The sequence below is a fragment of the Pseudonocardia parietis genome (assembly GCF_017876315.1).
In the GTDB taxonomy this organism is placed as follows: Bacteria; Actinomycetota; Actinomycetes; order Mycobacteriales; family Pseudonocardiaceae; genus Pseudonocardia; species Pseudonocardia parietis.
In genome coordinates, this window is sequence record NZ_JAGINU010000001.1 from 4495413 (window position 1) to 4510613 (window position 15201).

Consider the following 15201-nt stretch of genomic DNA (forward strand, 5'->3'; position numbering starts at 1 on the left):
GCCGGCACGGCGACAAGAGCCGTTGGGCCGGCGGGTTCCGGGATGGAGCCCGGCTCCGGCGTGGTGCCTGCACCGGTGGCCGCCGCACCGGGCGGTAGGGGCGGCCCGGTGCACCGATCGCGGAATCCCTGGCCCCGGCGGCGGCGCCGGACCTGACCGCGACCGGGCGCTCAGGCGTTCGTGGCGGTCTGTTCGGTCGGTGTCGTCTGCGGCGCGAACTGGGTCCGGTACAGGGTCGCGTACCGGCCGTCCGCGGCGAGCAGCTCGTCGTGGGTCCCGGTCTCCACGACCCGGCCCGCCTCCAGGACGGCGATCCGGTCCGCGGAGCGCACCGTGGACAGCCGGTGCGCGATGACGATCGCCGTCCGCCCGGCCAGCGCCTCGGTCAGCGCCTCCTGCACCGCCGCCTCCGACTCGGAGTCGAGGTGCGCGGTGGCCTCGTCGAGGATCACCACCCGCGGCCTCGCGAGCAGCAGCCGCGCGATCGTCAGCCGTTGGCGCTCGCCACCGGAGAGCCGGTACCCGCGCTCGCCCACCACGGTCGCGAGACCGTCCGGCAGCGTGTCGAGCAGCTCGCCGAGGCGGGCCCGGCGCAGCGCGTCGGTCATCTCGGCCTCGGTGGCCTCCGGCGCCGCGTAGCGCAGGTTGCCCCCGATGGTGTCGTGGAACAGGTGACCGTCCTGAGTCACCATGCCGACGGTGCCGCGCAGCGTCGCGAAGTCCAGGTCGCGGACGTCGACCCCGGCCAGCTCGACGGCACCGGAGTCGACGTCGTAGAGCCGCGGCACCAGTGACGCGAGCGTCGACTTCCCGGCGCCCGACGAGCCGACCAGCGCGAGCAGGCCGCCGCCGTGCACCCGCAGGTCGACGCCGTGCAGCACCTCGGAGTTGACCCGCTGGTCGAGCACCGCGACCTCCTCCAGCGAGGCCAGCGAGACCTCGGCGGCGCCGGGGTAGGTGAACCGGACGTCCCGCAGCCGCACGTCGACCGGACCGTCGGGCATCGGCCGCGGGTCCGGCCGCTCGGTGATCGTGGCCCGCAGGTCCAGGACCTCGAAGACCCGCTCGAAGGCGACCAGCGCGGTCATGACGTCGACCCGGGCGTTCGCGAGCGCCGTCATCGGCGTGTAGAGGCGGGTCAGCAGCAGCCCCAGCGCGACGACCGTGCCGGCCGGGATCGCGCCCGTCACCGCGAGGTACCCGCCGAGGCCGTAGATCAGCGCCTGGGCGAGCGCGGACACCAGCTGCAGAGCCGTGACGAACAGCCGGGACACCATCGCCGACCGGACGCCGATGTCGCGGACCCGAGCGACCTGGCCGCGGAACACCCCCGCCTCCACCGCGGGGTCGCCGAACAGCTTCACCAGGGTGGCGCCGGGAGCGGAGAACCGCTCGGTCATCTGGTTGCCCATGGTCGCGTTCAGCTCGGCGGCCTCCCGGCGGAGCTCGGCGAGCCAGGTCCCCATCCGGCGGGCGGGCAGCACGAACACCGGCAGCAGCAGCATCGCGAGCACGGTCACCTGCCACGCCAGCCCGATCATCACGGCTATGGCCAGGACGAGCTGGATGGTGTTCGACAGGACCGTCGACAGGGTGCCGGTGATCGCGGTCTGGGCACCGATGACGTCGTTGTTGAGCCTGCTGACCAGCGCGCCGGTGCGGGTGCGGGCGAAGAACGCCAGCGGCATCGACTGGACGTGCGAGAACACCGCCACCCGCAGGTCCTCGATGAGCCCCTCGCCCAGCCGGGAGGAGAACCAGCGCCCGGCGAGACCGACGACGGCCTCCAGCACCGCCAGCCCGGCGATGGCACCGGCGATCACGATGATCACCCGGGCCGCGTCCGGGAGCTCGTTCGCGGCGACGATCGTGTTGACGACCCGTCCGGCCAGCAGCGGTGTCGCGACGCCGACCACGCCGGTGACCGTGGTGAGCGCCAGGTAGCCGAGCAGCCAGCGCCGGTAGGGCCGGACGAAGCCCCAGATCCGGGGCCAGGTGCCCTTCGCGATGGAGCCGCGGCGGATGGACGGTGAGTCCGCTCCCCGCACGACTCCCCGCATCAGGGTGAGCGGGCGATCCAACGGTGTTCCCTTCGCCGGTGGTGGACGGCGAGGAATCACGTTACGGCGGGGCGGTCACCGCGGCGCACCGGTCCCGGAGGGCCTCGGGACGCCGGCGGGCCCGCGCATACGACGACGCCGCCCCGGGCTCGTTTCTCGACCCGGCCGACGGCGTCGCCGGTGGTCCTGCTGGAGCTACTTCTTCTTCGTCCGGGTCGCGCCGCCGCGGCCGCGCAGCGTCACGCCGGTCTCGGACAGAACACGGTGCACGAACCCGTACGACCGGCCGGTCTGCTCGGCGAGCGAACGGATACTGGCGCCCTTCTCGTACTTCTTCTTCAGGTCGGCCGCGAGTTTCCCCCGCTGTGTCCCGGTGATCCGGGCGCCCTTTTTCAGCTCGGCCATTGGCCCTCCTCATCCCACCGCGGATGCCCCCGCGGACCGCCGCATCCGGCGCGACGATCAGGCCATGATGATCCAGTTGACCATTTCTGGCCAGAACGCGGAAAACGTGATCGGTGAACGGTTACACCGAACGGCGCACGATGTTCCGTGACCGGACGAATACCCGTCCTTCGATCAGCAGAGTGCCGTCACCCGTTGGAGCCGACGACGCACAATACGAACAAACGATCCCGGTCCGATCCGGGGTCATCGACGATCATGATGGTCCGGTCGGGTGATCATCGCGCCGTGCGACGACCGGTCGTGCGGCCGGGAGCAGCCCGGCCGCACGGTCAGGCCAGCTGCACCAGTTCGAGGTACTCGGCCGACCAGTGGTCCTCGGTGCCGTCCGGCAGGACGATCACCCGGTCCGGCTCGAGCGCCTCGACCGCGCCCGGGTCGTGCGTCACGAGCACGACCGAGCCCTCGAACCGGCGCAGCGCGTCGAGCACCTGCTCGCGGCTGGCGGGATCCAGGTTGTTCGTCGGCTCGTCGAGCAGCAGCACGTTCGCCGCCGACGACACCAGCCCGGCCAGCGCGAGCCGGGTGCGCTCGCCGCCGGACAGCGTCCCGGCCGGCTGGTCGAGCTGCTCCCCGGAGAACATGAACGAGCCCAGCAGGGTCCGCAGCTGCTGCTCCGGCGCGTCCGGCGAGGCGTGCCGGATGTTGTGCCAGACCGAGCGTTCCATGTCGAGGGTGTCGTGCTCCTGCGCGAAGTAGCCGGTCCGCAGTCCGTGGCCGGGGACGACCTCGCCCGCGTCGGCCTCCTCGGTGCCGGCCAGCAGCCGCAGCAGCGTCGTCTTGCCCGCACCGTTGAGGCCGAGCACGACCACCTTCGCCCCGCGGTCCACCGCGAGGTCGACGCCGGTGAACACCTCGAGCGAGCCGTACGCCTTGGTCAGGCCCTCGGCCGTCATCGGGGTCTTCCCGCAGGGCGCGGGTGTCGGGAAGCGGATCTTCGCGACCCGGTCGGCCTGGCGCTCGTCGTCCAGCCCGGCGAGCAGCTGGTCGGCGCGGCGTGCCATGTTCTTCGCGGCGACGGCCTTGGTCGCCTTGGCGCCCATCTTCGCGGCCTGGGTGTGCAGCGCGGACGCCTTCTTCTCGGCGTTCGCGCGCTCCCGGCGGCGGCGCTTCTCGTCGGTCGCGCGCGCCTCGAGGTAACGCTTCCAGTTCATGTTGTACTGGTCGGCCTCGCTGCGGGTCGCGTCGAGGAACCACACCTTGTTGACCACCGAGTCCAGCAGGTCGGTGTCGTGGCTGATCACCACGAGCCCGCCCTCGTGGTTCTGCAGGAACCCGCGCAGCCAGGTGATCGAGTCGGCGTCGAGGTGGTTCGTCGGCTCGTCGAGCAGCAGCGTGGTCGCCGACTGGGAGCCGCCGTCGGAGGCGGCGAACAGGATCCGGGCCAGCTCGACGCGGCGGCGCTGGCCGCCCGACAGCGTCCGCATCGGCTGCTCGAGCACCCGGTCCGGCAGGCCGAGGTGGGTGCAGATCCGGGCGGCCTCGGACTCGGCGGCGTAACCGCCGAGCGCGGAGAAACGCTCCTCGAGCCGGCCGTACTCGCGCACGGCCTTCTCGTTCTCCGGGCCGTCGACCAGCTCGGCCATCGCCGTCTGGGCCTTCTCCATCTTCGACAGCAGCACGTCCAGCCCGCGGGCGGACAGCACCCGGTCCTTCGCGGTGACCGAGAGGTCACCCTCGCGCGGGTCCTGCGGCAGGTAGCCGACCGGGGTGTTCGAGCGGACCTCACCGGAGTAGGGCTCGCCCTCCCCCGCCAGCACCCGCATGGAGGTGGTCTTGCCTGCGCCGTTGCGGCCGACCAGGCCGATCCGGTCGCCGGACTGGACCCGCAGGTCGGCACCGGAGAGCAGGATCCGGGAGCCGGCGCGCAGTTCGAGGTCGGTCGCGGTGATCACGTGAAAGGGCTCCAGACGGAGTCGGGGGCGGCACTGAGAGGCATCGGGCGCGGACACACGGGTGCCCGGCGCGACGGCTACTCGATCAGAACCACACGGCCACCATACCCGGCGGGGCGACCGGTTTACCGACGTAGGGTCCGTGGTCATGACCGATCTCACCTCCCTCGCCGGCCGTGCGGCACTGGTCACCGGGGCGTCCCGGGGCATCGGGTACGGCGTCGCGGCCGGGCTGCTGGCCCGCGGCGCGACCGTGACGATCACCGGGCGCAAGGCGCCCGAGCTGGACGCGGCCGCCACGGCGCTCGCGACCGGCGCCGGGATCGACCGGGGCCGCGTGCTGGCCGTGCCGGGGAACGCGGGCGACGCGGCGCACCGGGCGCACGCGGTCGATGCGACGGTGGCCGCGTTCGGGTCGCTGGACGTCCTGGTCAACAACGCCGGGATCAACCCGCAGTACGGCCCGCTGGTCGAGGCCGACCTCGACGCCGTCCGGAAGATCTTCGACGTCAACGTGGTCGCCGCGCTCGGCTTCGTGCAGCAGGCGCACCGGGCGTGGATGGGCGCACACGGCGGGTCGGTGGTGAACATGGCCTCGGTCGGCGGACTGCGGCCCACCGGGGTGATCGGGGCGTACGGCGCGTCGAAGGCGGCGCTGATCAAGCTGACCGAGGAGCTGGCCGGGCAGCTCGGCCCGGGGATCCGGGTGAACGCGGTGGCCCCGGCCGTGGTGAAGACCCGCTTCGCCGAGGCCCTCTACGCCCACGACGAGGACGGTGTCGCCGCCGGCTATCCCCTGCGGCGCCTGGGAATGCCGTCCGACATCGCCGAGGCGGTCGGGTTCCTGGTCTCCGACGCCGCGTCGTGGATCACCGGCGAGACACTGCGGGTCGACGGTGGCAGCCTGGCCGCGGGCCGCCACGCCTGACCGGGCGCCGGCACGACGAGAGGGGGTGAGGGGTGCGCGAGGTCGACGTCCTGGTGGTCGGCGGCGGGCCCGCCGGGCGCGCGCTGGCCGGGGCCTGCGCCGGCCGGGGGCTGCGGACCGCGCTCGCCGATCCGGCACCCGGGCGCCCCTGGAGCGCCACCTACTGCGCGTGGCCCGAGGAGCTGCCCGCCGACCTGCCCGGATCGGCGGTCGCGGCCCGCCCTGTCGCGCGGGCGGTGCTCCCGGGCACCGGCGGCGACCGGGACCTGGGGCCCTACGCCGTCCTGCACACGGCCGGTCTACGTGCCCACCTCGACTCCCGCCTCGGCGAGGTCACCGTGCTGACCGGCCGTACCGAGTCCTGCGACGTCCGCCCCGGCGGTGGCCGCTACCGGGTCCGGCTGCGCCGCACCGGCGAGGACGGCCCGGAGGTGACTGCCGCGCTCGTCGTCGACGCGACCGGTGCCCCGTCCCGGCTCCGCCCGGTCGCCGGCGCCCGGGCCGAGCAGACCGCGTACGGCGTCGTCGTCCCGGCGGCGGCCGCCACCGCGGTCCTCGCCCCCGGCGAGGCGGTGTTCATGGACTGGCGCTCCCCCGCCGCCGTCCGCCCGGCTGGATGGACGGACTGGCCGACCTTCCTCTACGCCGTCCCCTACGGCGACGGCACCGTCCTGCTGGAGGAGACCTCGCTGGCGCGCAGGCCCGGGTTGCCGCTGCCCGAGCTGCGCGAGCGGCTCACCGCCCGGCTGGCGGGGCTGGGCGTCACGGTCCCGCGGGACGCACCGGTGGAGCGGGTGCGGTTCCCCGTGGACACGCCGCGCGGGCCCCGGCACCCCGTCCCGTTCGGCGCGGCGACGCCGCTGGTGCACCCGGCGACCGGGTTCAGCGTCGCCCCCGCGCTACGGCTCGCCCCGGAGCTCGCCACCGCGCTGGCCCACCACCTGCCGGGGGACGCGGCCGCGGCGACGGCGGCGGCGCACCGGCAGCTCTGGTCGCCGTCGGCCCGGGCGGTGCACCGGCTGCGCCGGCACGGACTGCGCACCGTGCTGGAGCTGCCCGCGCCGCTGGTGCCCGCGTTCTTCGACGCCTTCTTCTCCGGCCGCAGCGGGCGGGCGTTCCTCACCGGGCGCGACGACCTGTCGGGCACCCTCGCCGGCATGGCGGGCGTCTTCCGGGCCGCCACCCCCCGGGTCAAGGCCCATATGCTTCGTTCGGCCTCAGCATTTCACCCGAAAGGGCGATGACGGCGGGGTGTATCGATCAGTTGACGGGTGACCAGTAGTAGCGTCGGCGCACTGAGCCCGGGCCCCACCCGCTCCCCCACGGAGGCTGCCCATGTCCGCATACCGGACCATCGTCGTCGGTACCGACGGCTCGTCCACCTCGTTCGCCGCGGTCGAGCGCGCGGCCGGTGTCGCCGCCGACAGCGGCGCGAACCTCGTCATCGTCTCGGCCTACACCCCGGCCAGCCGGGAGGACACCGCGGCCGCCGAGGACGCGCTCAAGGACGAGGCCCACCTCGTCACCGGCTGGACCCCGGCCGAGGAGGCGCTGCGCGAGGCCGCGGACCGCGCCGCGGCCACCGGTGCGCAGAACGTCTCCACCTACGCCGAGGACGGTGCGCCGGTCGACGTCCTGCGCAAGGCCGTCGCGACCCACTCCGCCGACCTGCTCGTCATCGGCAACCGCGGGCTCAACACGCTGTCCGGGCGGCTGCTCGGATCGGTCCCCTCCGACGCCACCCGCCGGGCCGGGGTCGACGTGCTGGTCGTGCACACCACCTGATCCGTGACCGCCGAACCACCGGCCACCGGCCCGGAAGCCGGCTCGCTGCCCGATCCCGCATCGATCGACTGGAGCGAGCTCGAGGGCGGTGTGCTCGACGAGATAATCCTGGGCGCGCCGCGCGAGTTCACCCGGGACGAGCTCGTCGAGGCCACCGGACTCGATCCCGACGAGTCCGGGCGGCTCTGGCGTGCCCTGGGGTTCCCGGAGACCGATCCGGACGCGCGCGTGTTCACCCGGGCCGATATCGCGGCGGCCCGCAAGGTCATCGCGCTGAGCCGGGACCGGCTGCCCCGGACCGAGGCGCGCGAGGCCGTGGCGCGGGCGATCGCGCAGTCGCTGTCCCGGCTGGCCGAGTGGCAGATCGGGATGCTCGCCCAGATGGCCGCCGAACACGTCGGTGAGCTGACCCCGCGGGCAGCCGCGGAGCTGGCGGCCGAGGTGCTGCCCGAGCTGGAGGACCTGCAGGCCTACGTGTGGCGGCGGCATCTCGCGGCGACCGCGGCCCGGTGGACCGCCGGTGCGCAGCGCGGCGACGTCGTGCACATCGCCGCCGACACCTGGCCGCTGTCGGTCGGGTTCGCCGACATGGTCGGCTTCACCCGTACCACCCGGCGCCGGTCGATGGACGAGCTCGGCGAGATGATCGAGCGGTTCGGCTCGGTGACCAACGAGGTGATCGCGAACGGCCGCGGCCGGATCATCAAGACGGTCGGTGACGAGGTCCTGTTCGTCACCGAGCACCCCGCCGACGCCGCCGTGATCGCGCTCGGCCTGCGCGACCGGGTGCGGACCGAGCCGTCGCTGCCGCCGTTGCGGATCGGGCTGGCGCACGGCATGGTGCTCAGCCGCTACGGCGACGTCTACGGCGAGGTCGTCAACGTCGCCGCCCGCCTCACCCCCGAGGCCCGCCCGGACACCGTGCTGGTGGACCAGGAGATCCACGAGGCGCTGCGCGACGACCCCCGCTTCGAGCTGCGGCGCATCGCGACCCTGCACACCCGCGGCTACAGCCACCTGCGGGCCTGGGCCCTGCGCGGGTCCCGGGAGCGCTGAGCCGCTCCCGGAGCCACCCGGGTGATCACCGGTTATGGAGCGCTGCGCACGCGAGACGCACGCGACACTCCCCAACGGGTGATCACAGCCACGAGCAGTGGGGCGGCGGATCCTTCGCGCCGCTTGACCTGAAGCCCGGTTCAGGCGCCAGGCTCGTGGCCATGACGACCACACCGCTGACCGCACCGCCGACCGTGGCCGCCTACCTGGACCGGATCGGGGTCGCACCGGGCCCGCCGGACGGGGCGCTGCTCGCCCGGATCGTCCGCGCGCACCTCGCGACGATCCCGTTCGAGAACCTCGACCCGTTCACCCACACCGAGCCGCCGGTGGACGGCGCCGGCGTCGCCGCGAAGCTGGTGCACGGGCGTCGCGGCGGGTGGTGCTTCGAGCACAACCTGCTGCTGCACGACGTGCTGAAGGATCTCGGCTACCGGGTCACACCGCTGCTGGGGCGGGTACGGCTGGGTCTCGACGACGACGCACCCGCGACGGTGCGCACGCACCGGCTGACGCTGGTCGAGACCGGCGAGGGGGCCGTCCTCGCCGACGTCGGTTTCGGCGGCACCGTGCCTCCCGCGCCGATGCGCCTGGTCGAGGGGATCGTGCAGCCGACGGCGCACGCCGACTACCGCTTCGTCCGCGACGGCGCCGGAGCATGGGTCCTGCAGCGGCGCGGGTCCGCGGGCTGGCTCGCCCAGTACGTCGTCGACCTGGCCCCGGTGCCGGACGCCGACTACGCGATGGGCTCCTGGTACCTGGTCCACCACCCGGACTCCGGCTTCCGCAACGGGCTCACCGCCGCGTACACCGCCGACGACCATCGCGCCACGCTGGACGGGAACCGGTACACCGTACGCCGCCCGGACGGCCGCACCGAGCGCCGGGAGCTGGGCTCCCCGGCGCAGGTCCGCGGGGTGCTGGAGGACGCGTTCGGCATCGACACCGGCGCGATCACGGGCCTGGAGGACCGGATCCGGGCAGCGCACTTCGGCTGACCCGCATCCCGGCCGAGACGCGTCGAGCCGGGCCCCCGGCGTGGGGACCCGGCTCGATCGGGGTGCTACGGGTGGTTCAGACCCGGAAGCCGAGGGCGCGCAGCTGCTCGCGGCCGTCCTCGGTGATCTTCTCCGGGCCCCACGGCGGCATCCAGACCCAGTTGATCCGGATGTCGGACACCAGGCCGCCGTCCGGGCCCGAGGTGAGCGCGGAGCGGGTCTGCTCCTCGATCACGTCGGTCAGCGGGCAGGCGGCCGAGGTCAGCGTCATGTCGATGACCGCGGTGTCCCCGTCCCGGCCGATGCCGTAGACGAGGCCGAGGTCGACGACGTTGATGCCCAGCTCGGGGTCGACGACGTCCTTCATCGCCTCCTCCAGCTGGTCCTGGGAGGCGCCCTCGCCGTCGGCCGGTGCCGCGGGCGGCTCCGGCATCCCGGCGGCGCCGCGGACGACGTCGTCGTCGGTCGTGGTGTGCTCGGTGGTCTCGCTCATGCCGGAGATCCCTCCGTGTCGACGGTCTCGATCTTCGCGTCGGTGCGGGAGACGGCGTCCTTGAACGCCATCCAGCCCAGCAGCGCGCACTTCACCCGGGCCGGGTACTTGGCGACGCCGGCGAACGCGACGCCGTCGCCGATGACGCCCTCGTCCGGCTCGACCTGGCCACGACCCTGCGCCATCTCCTGGAACGAGTCCAGGATCCGCCACGCCTGCTCGATCGACGTCCCGACGAGCAGGTCGTGCAGCACCGACACCGACGCCTGGCTGATCGAACAGCCGAGCGTCTCGTAGGACACGTCGGCGACCCTGTTCCCCTCGACCTTCACCCGCAGGGTGACCTCGTCCCCGCAGGTGGGGTTGACGTGGTGGGTCTCGGCGTCGTAGGGCTCGCGCAGGCCGGAGCCGTGCGGATCGCGATAGTGGTCCAGGATGATCTCCTGGTACATCTGTTGCAGCTGCATCTGTCTAGACCGTCCCGAAGAACTTCTGGGCGGCGCGCACGCCGTCCGCCAGCGCCTCGACCTCGTCGAGGGTGTTGTACACCGCGAACGTCGCCCGCGCCGTCGCCACGATCCCGAACCTGCGGTGCAGCGGCCACGCACAGTGGTGCCCCACCCGGATCGCGACGCCACGGTCGTCGAGCACCTGGGACAGGTCGTGCGCGTGGATGCCGTCCACCACGAACGACACCGCTCCCCCGCGCAGCTCCGCCCCCGGCGGGCCGACGATCCGCACGCCGTCGATCGCGCAGAGCTGCTCCAGCGCCGCGGCGGTGAGCGTCGCCTCGTGCGCCGCGACCGTGTCCATCCCGATCTGCTCGAGATAGTCGACCGCGGCACCCAGGCCCACGGCCTGCGACGTCATCGGCACCCCGGCCTCGAACTTCTGCGGGGCGTCGGCGTAGGTCGAGCCCTCCATCCGCACCAGCTCGATCATCGACCCGCCGGTGAGGAACGGCGGCAGCGCGTCGAGCAGCTCCCGGCGACCCCAGAGCACGCCGACCCCGGAGGGGCCGAGCATCTTGTGCCCGGAGAACACCGCGAAGTCGACGCCCAGCGAAGCCAGGTCGACCGGCATGTGCGGGACGGACTGACAGGCGTCCAGCACCGTCAGCGCGCCCACCGCCCGTGCCCGCTCCACCAGCTCCGCGACCGGCGCGACGGCACCGGTGACGTTGGACTGGTGGGTGAAGGCGACGATCTTCGTCCGGTCGGACAGCTCGAGCGAGTCCAGGTCGATCCGGCCGTCGTCGGTGACCGAGTACCAGCGCAGGGCCGCCCCGGTGCGCCGGCACAGCTCCTGCCAGGGCACCAGGTTCGCGTGGTGCTCCAGCTCGGTGATCACGACCTCGTCCCCGGGGCCGAGCGCGAAGCGCTCCGACTCCGCGGAGAGACCGGTCCGGACCGAGGCGTTGCCGAAGCCGTAGGCCACCAGGTTGATGCCCTCGGTGGCGTTCTTGACGAAGACGACCTCGTCGACACGCGCGCCGACGAACGCCGCGATACGTGCCCGGGCGGACTCGTAGGCGTCGGTGGCCTCCTCGGCGAGCTGGTGCGCGCCCCTGTGGACCGCGGCGTTGTGCCGCTCCAGGAACACCCGCTCGGCGTCGAGCACCTGCCGCGGGCGCTGCGACGTCGCACCGGAGTCGAGGTAGACCAGCGGCCGGTCCTCGCGCACCGTGCGCCCGAGGATCGGGAAGTCCGCCCGGATCCGGGCCACGGCACCGGCACCGAGAGGAGCGCCGGCGGAACGAGCATCGGCACTGTGGCCGGCCGTGGTCCCGGTTCCGTGCAGGGTCGTCATGATCAGACCGCCGCAGCTGCCTGGGTGAACCGCGCGTAGCCGCTGCGCTCCAGCTCGTCGGCCAGCTCGGGACCGCCGGACTCGACGACCCGGCCACCGGAGAACACGTGCACCCGGTCCGGCTTGATGTGGCTCAGGATCCGGGTGTAGTGCGTGATCAGCAGGACGCCGGTCTCGCCGCCCTCGCGGTAGCGGTTCACGCCCTCGGACACGACGCGCAGGGCGTCGACGTCGAGGCCGGAGTCGGTCTCGTCCAGCACGGCGAACTTCGGCTTCAGCAGGCCCAGCTGCAGCACCTCGTGGCGCTTCTTCTCGCCACCGGAGAAGCCCTCGTTCACCGAGCGGTCGGCGAACTCCGCGGAGATGTCCAGGTCGGACATCGCCTGCTTGACCTCCTTGACCCAGGTGCGCAGCTTCGGCGCCTCACCGCGGGTCGCGGTGGCGGCCGAACGCAGGAAGTTCGCCATCGACACACCCGGGACCTCGACCGGGTACTGCATGGCCAGGAACAGCCCGGCCCGCGCCCGCTCGTCGACCGCCATGTCCAGGACGTTCTCGCCGTCCAGGAGCACCTCGCCGGAGGTGACCGTGTACTTCGGGTGCCCGGCGACGGCGTAGGCCAGCGTCGACTTGCCCGAGCCGTTGGGGCCCATGATCGCGTGCGTCTCGCCCGCGCGGACGGTGAGGTTCACACCGCGCAGGATCTCCTTCGGACCGTCCTCGGTCTCGACCGAGGCGTGCAGGTCCTTGATCTCCAGAGTGGACATCTGTACTCGTCGCTCCGTAACGCCGTTGTGGTGGGGGACGCCGTCAGGCGCCGGTGATCGCGAGCTCGGCCTCGACCGCGGCCTCGAGCCGTTCCTTGAGCTCGGGCAGCGTGATCTTGTTCAGGACCTCGCCGAAGAACCCGCGGACGACCAGGCGGCGGGCCTGGTCCTCGGGGATGCCGCGGCTCTGCAGGTAGAACAGCTGCTCGTCGTCGAACCGGCCGGTGGCGCTGGCGTGCCCGGCGCTCACGATCTCACCGGTCTCGATCTCCAGGTTCGGGACCGAGTCGGCACGGCAGTGCTCGGTGAGCACCAGGTTCCGGTTGAACTCGAACGTCTCGGTGTTCTCCGCGGCGGCCCGGATCAGCACGTCGCCGATCCACACCACGTGCGAGGAGTCCTTCGTGTGGCTCTGCAGCGCGTTCTTGTAGAGCACGTTGGACTTGCAGTTCGGCACCGCGTGGTCGACCAGCAGCCGCTGCTCGAGGTGCTGGCCCGCGTCGGCGAAGCCCAGGCCGAGCAGCTCGGCGTCGCCGCCGGGGCCGGCGTAGTGCACCGTCGAGGAGACCCGCACCAGGTCGCCGCCCAGCTGGATCGTGGTCCCGCGCAGGGTGGCGTCGCGGCCGATGTTGTAGTGCTCGGCACCGACGTGCACGGCGTCGTCGGCCCACTCCTCGGTGACCACCAGCGTCAGCTGCGAGCCGTCCGCCAGCACCACCTCGGTGTTGTCGGCCAGCGCACCGTGCCCGCGGTGCTCGACGACGACCGTCGCCCGGGAGTTCGGCGTGGTCCGGACCTGCAGGTGACCGGCCGCGGTGACGCCCTCGCCGGGCCCCTCCACGGTGATCGTCACCGGCTCCGGCTCGCCGTCCAGCGTCACCAGGGTGGCCTCGGTGAACGCCGACCACGCGGCCGCGGCGACCCGGTCGGCCGGGATCCCGCCCTCGCCGATCCGTGCGTCGTCGCGGGTCACCTTCTCGACGGTCACGCCCGCGGCCTCGGTGACCGAGACCGACGCGGTGCCGTCGAACGCGGCGGTGCCGTCGTGCAGCCCACGGATCCGGCGCAGCGGGGTGAACCGCCAGTTCTCCTCGCGCCCGCCGGGGACCTCGAAGGCCTCGACGTCGAAGGACTGGAACCGCTCGCCCGCGGAGGCGATCGGGACCTCGCCCTGGCCTGCCTTGGCGCCCTTCAGCTCGGGCGCGAGGCCGGCAACATCACTCGCCGTCATCCGACGGAACCCTCCATCTGCAGTTCGATCAGCCGGTTCAGCTCCAGCGCGTACTCCATCGGCAGCTCGCGGGCGATCGGCTCGACGAACCCGCGCACCACCATGGCCATCGCCTCGTCCTCGGTCAGACCGCGGCTCATCAGGTAGAAGAGCTGGTCGTCCGAGACCTTGGAGACGGTGGCCTCGTGCCCCATCGACACGTCGTCGTTGCGGATGTCGACGTAGGGGTAGGTGTCCGACCGCGAGATCGTGTCGACCAGCAACGCGTCGCACTTCACCGTCGAACGGGAGTTCTTCGCCCGTGGGTTGACCTGGATCAGGCCGCGGTAGGACGTCCGCCCGCCGCCACGCGCCACCGACTTGGAGATGATCGTCGACGACGTGTTCGGCGCCAGGTGCACCATCTTGGCGCCGGCGTCCTGGTGCTGGCCCTCGCCCGCGAACGCGACCGACAGGACTTCGCCCTTGGCGTGCTCGCCCATCAGCCACACGGCCGGGTACTTCATGGTCACCTTGGAGCCGAGGTTGCCGTCGACCCACTCCATGGTCGCGCCCTCCTCGGCCTTGGCGCGCTTGGTGACCAGGTTGTAGACGTTGTTCGACCAGTTCTGGATCGTGGTGTAGCGGCAGCGGCCGCCCTTCTTGACCACGATCTCCACCACGGCCGAGTGCAGCGAGTCGGTCTTGTAGATCGGCGCGGTGCAGCCCTCGACGTAGTGCACGTAGGCACCCTCGTCGACGATGATCAGCGTCCGCTCGAACTGGCCCATGTTCTCGGTGTTGATCCGGAAGTAGGCCTGCAGCGGGATGTCGACGTGCACGCCCGGCGGCACGTAGACGAAGGAGCCGCCGGACCAGACCGACGAGTTCAGCGCGGAGAACTTGTTGTCACCGCTCGGGATGACGGAGCCGAAGTACTCCTTGAACAGCTCCGGGTGCTCCTTGAGCGCCGTGTCGGTGTCCAGGAAGATGACGCCCTGCTCCTCCAGGTCCTCACGGATCGAGTGGTAAACGACCTCGGACTCGTACTGCGCCGCGACACCGGACACCAGGCGGGCCTTCTCGGCCTCGGGGATCCCCAGCTTGTCGTAGGTGTTCTTGATGTCCTCGGGCAGGTCCTCCCAGCTGGCGGCCTGCTTCTCCGAGGAACGGACGAAGTACTTGATGTTGTCGAAGTCGATCCCAGACAGGTCGGAGCCCCACCGCGGCATCGGCTTCTTGCCGAAGATGTCGAGCGCCTTCTGACGGAACTCGAGCATCCACTCGGGCTCGCTCTTCAGGCGGGAGATGTCGGCGACGACCTCGGAGGACAGGCCACGCTTCGCGATGGCACCCGCCTCGTCGGAGTCGGACCAGCCGAAGTCGTACCGGCCGAGCGTCGCGATCGTCTCCTCCTGGGTGAGCTCGGTGCGCACATCAGGAGTGGTCGTCATGTGGGCTGCCTCCCTTTCGGGGACCGTGGTGGGAGATGGTCCCGCCTTCGGCGGGGCCTTCTTCTTCTTGCATCTTCCGCAGCCAAGCAGGTGGTGGCGGACTCTCGGTGCCGGCCTCTGGGCCGTCACCTTGCATCTTCCGCAGCCAAGCAGATGGTGGCGGACTCTCGGTGCCGGCCTTTCGACCGTCACCTTGCATCTTCCGCGACCACGCAGGCTGTGGCGGATTCTCGGTGCCGGCTTCGGGGCCGTCATCTTGCATCTTCCGCGACCGAGCCGGT

General features: G+C 72.2%; 14 protein-coding genes. 5 read left to right on the forward strand and 9 right to left on the reverse strand.

What is annotated here, in order from left to right:
- Window positions 1-170: 170 nt before the first annotated feature.
- The 3 genes from JOF36_RS21290 to JOF36_RS21300 all read right to left on the reverse strand — a co-directional run bounded on the left by JOF36_RS21290 (window position 171) and on the right by JOF36_RS21300 (window position 4420).
- The gene (locus JOF36_RS21290; protein ID WP_372447398.1) at window positions 171-2081 is read right to left on the reverse strand and encodes an ABC transporter ATP-binding protein; all 1911 of its coding nucleotides are present in this window, start codon (window positions 2079-2081) and stop codon (window positions 171-173) included.
- 174 nt (window positions 2082-2255) lie between these two features.
- Window positions 2256-2465: a helix-turn-helix domain-containing protein gene (locus JOF36_RS21295; protein ID WP_010240451.1), complete on the reverse strand. Its 210-nt coding sequence runs from the start codon at window positions 2463-2465 to the stop codon at window positions 2256-2258.
- Window positions 2466-2797: 332 nt separating this feature from the next.
- Window positions 2798-4420 (reverse strand): ABC-F family ATP-binding cassette domain-containing protein, encoded by a 1623-nt coding sequence (locus JOF36_RS21300; RefSeq protein WP_210030017.1) that lies wholly within the window; start codon window positions 4418-4420, stop codon window positions 2798-2800.
- Between the two features lie 148 nt (window positions 4421-4568).
- Here JOF36_RS21300 and JOF36_RS21305 point away from each other — a divergent pair, with 148 nt between their 5' ends.
- The 5 genes from JOF36_RS21305 to JOF36_RS21325 all read left to right on the forward strand — a co-directional run bounded on the left by JOF36_RS21305 (window position 4569) and on the right by JOF36_RS21325 (window position 9187).
- Window positions 4569-5348, forward strand: a complete 780-nt coding sequence (locus tag JOF36_RS21305) for an SDR family oxidoreductase (RefSeq protein ID WP_210030025.1) — start codon at window positions 4569-4571, stop codon at window positions 5346-5348.
- Between the two features lie 32 nt (window positions 5349-5380).
- Window positions 5381-6592 carry a lycopene cyclase family protein gene (locus tag JOF36_RS21310; RefSeq protein ID WP_210030026.1) on the forward strand — a complete coding sequence of 404 codons (1212 nt, stop codon included), beginning with the start codon at window positions 5381-5383 and terminating at the stop codon, window positions 6590-6592.
- 91 nt (window positions 6593-6683) lie between these two features.
- A complete protein-coding gene (locus tag JOF36_RS21315; protein ID WP_210030029.1) occupies window positions 6684-7133 on the forward strand; it encodes a universal stress protein in 450 nt (149 codons plus the stop codon).
- 3 nt (window positions 7134-7136) lie between these two features.
- Complete coding sequence (locus JOF36_RS21320; protein ID WP_210030031.1) at window positions 7137-8189, forward strand: adenylate/guanylate cyclase domain-containing protein; 1053 nt, start codon at window positions 7137-7139, stop codon at window positions 8187-8189.
- Between the two features lie 161 nt (window positions 8190-8350).
- The gene (locus JOF36_RS21325) at window positions 8351-9187 is read left to right on the forward strand and encodes an arylamine N-acetyltransferase family protein (RefSeq protein WP_210030033.1); all 837 of its coding nucleotides are present in this window, start codon (window positions 8351-8353) and stop codon (window positions 9185-9187) included.
- Window positions 9188-9263: 76 nt separating this feature from the next.
- On the opposite strand, the gene JOF36_RS21330 is transcribed toward JOF36_RS21325, so the two are convergent.
- The 6 genes from JOF36_RS21330 to sufB are packed head-to-tail and all read right to left on the reverse strand — an operon-like array spanning window position 9264 to window position 15175.
- A complete protein-coding gene (locus JOF36_RS21330) occupies window positions 9264-9680 on the reverse strand; it encodes a metal-sulfur cluster assembly factor (RefSeq protein WP_210030035.1) in 417 nt (138 codons plus the stop codon).
- Complete coding sequence (sufU, locus tag JOF36_RS21335) at window positions 9677-10147, reverse strand: Fe-S cluster assembly sulfur transfer protein SufU (RefSeq protein WP_210030037.1); 471 nt, start codon at window positions 10145-10147, stop codon at window positions 9677-9679. Before sufU ends, JOF36_RS21330 begins: the two co-directional genes overlap by 4 nt.
- A gap of 4 nt (window positions 10148-10151) precedes the next feature.
- Window positions 10152-11489, reverse strand: coding sequence for a cysteine desulfurase (locus tag JOF36_RS21340; protein WP_245350931.1), 1338 nt, complete (start codon window positions 11487-11489; stop codon window positions 10152-10154).
- Between the two features lie 2 nt (window positions 11490-11491).
- Window positions 11492-12256 carry a Fe-S cluster assembly ATPase SufC gene (gene sufC / locus JOF36_RS21345; RefSeq protein ID WP_210030039.1) on the reverse strand — a complete coding sequence of 255 codons (765 nt, stop codon included), beginning with the start codon at window positions 12254-12256 and terminating at the stop codon, window positions 11492-11494.
- 43 nt (window positions 12257-12299) lie between these two features.
- Window positions 12300-13487, reverse strand: coding sequence for a Fe-S cluster assembly protein SufD (gene sufD / locus JOF36_RS21350; protein WP_210030053.1), 1188 nt, complete (start codon window positions 13485-13487; stop codon window positions 12300-12302).
- Window positions 13484-15175, reverse strand: a complete 1692-nt coding sequence (gene sufB, locus JOF36_RS21355) for a Fe-S cluster assembly protein SufB (protein WP_443706273.1) — start codon at window positions 15173-15175, stop codon at window positions 13484-13486. The genes sufD and sufB overlap by 4 nt, the downstream gene beginning before the upstream one ends.
- Window positions 15176-15201: the final 26 nt, after the last annotated feature.

Excerpts from the sequence above, each read along its gene's own strand:
- JOF36_RS21295 (WP_010240451.1), bottom strand. The coding sequence starts at position 2,465 with ATGGCCGAGCTGAAAAAGGGCGCCCGGATCACCGGGACACAGCGGGGG.
- JOF36_RS21305 (WP_210030025.1), top strand. The coding sequence starts at position 4,569 with ATGACCGATCTCACCTCCCTCGCCGGCCGTGCGGCACTGGTCACCGGG.
- JOF36_RS21315 (WP_210030029.1), top strand. The coding sequence starts at position 6,684 with ATGTCCGCATACCGGACCATCGTCGTCGGTACCGACGGCTCGTCCACC.
- JOF36_RS21325 (WP_210030033.1), top strand. The coding sequence starts at position 8,351 with ATGACGACCACACCGCTGACCGCACCGCCGACCGTGGCCGCCTACCTG.
- JOF36_RS21330 (WP_210030035.1), bottom strand. The coding sequence starts at position 9,680 with ATGAGCGAGACCACCGAGCACACCACGACCGACGACGACGTCGTCCGC.
- sufU (WP_210030037.1), bottom strand. The coding sequence starts at position 10,147 with ATGCAGCTGCAACAGATGTACCAGGAGATCATCCTGGACCACTATCGC.
- JOF36_RS21340 (WP_245350931.1), bottom strand. The coding sequence starts at position 11,489 with ATGACGACCCTGCACGGAACCGGGACCACGGCCGGCCACAGTGCCGAT.
- sufC (WP_210030039.1), bottom strand. The coding sequence starts at position 12,256 with ATGTCCACTCTGGAGATCAAGGACCTGCACGCCTCGGTCGAGACCGAG.
- sufD (WP_210030053.1), bottom strand. The coding sequence starts at position 13,487 with ATGACGGCGAGTGATGTTGCCGGCCTCGCGCCCGAGCTGAAGGGCGCC.
- sufB (WP_443706273.1), bottom strand. The coding sequence starts at position 15,175 with ATGACGGCCCCGAAGCCGGCACCGAGAATCCGCCACAGCCTGCGTGGT.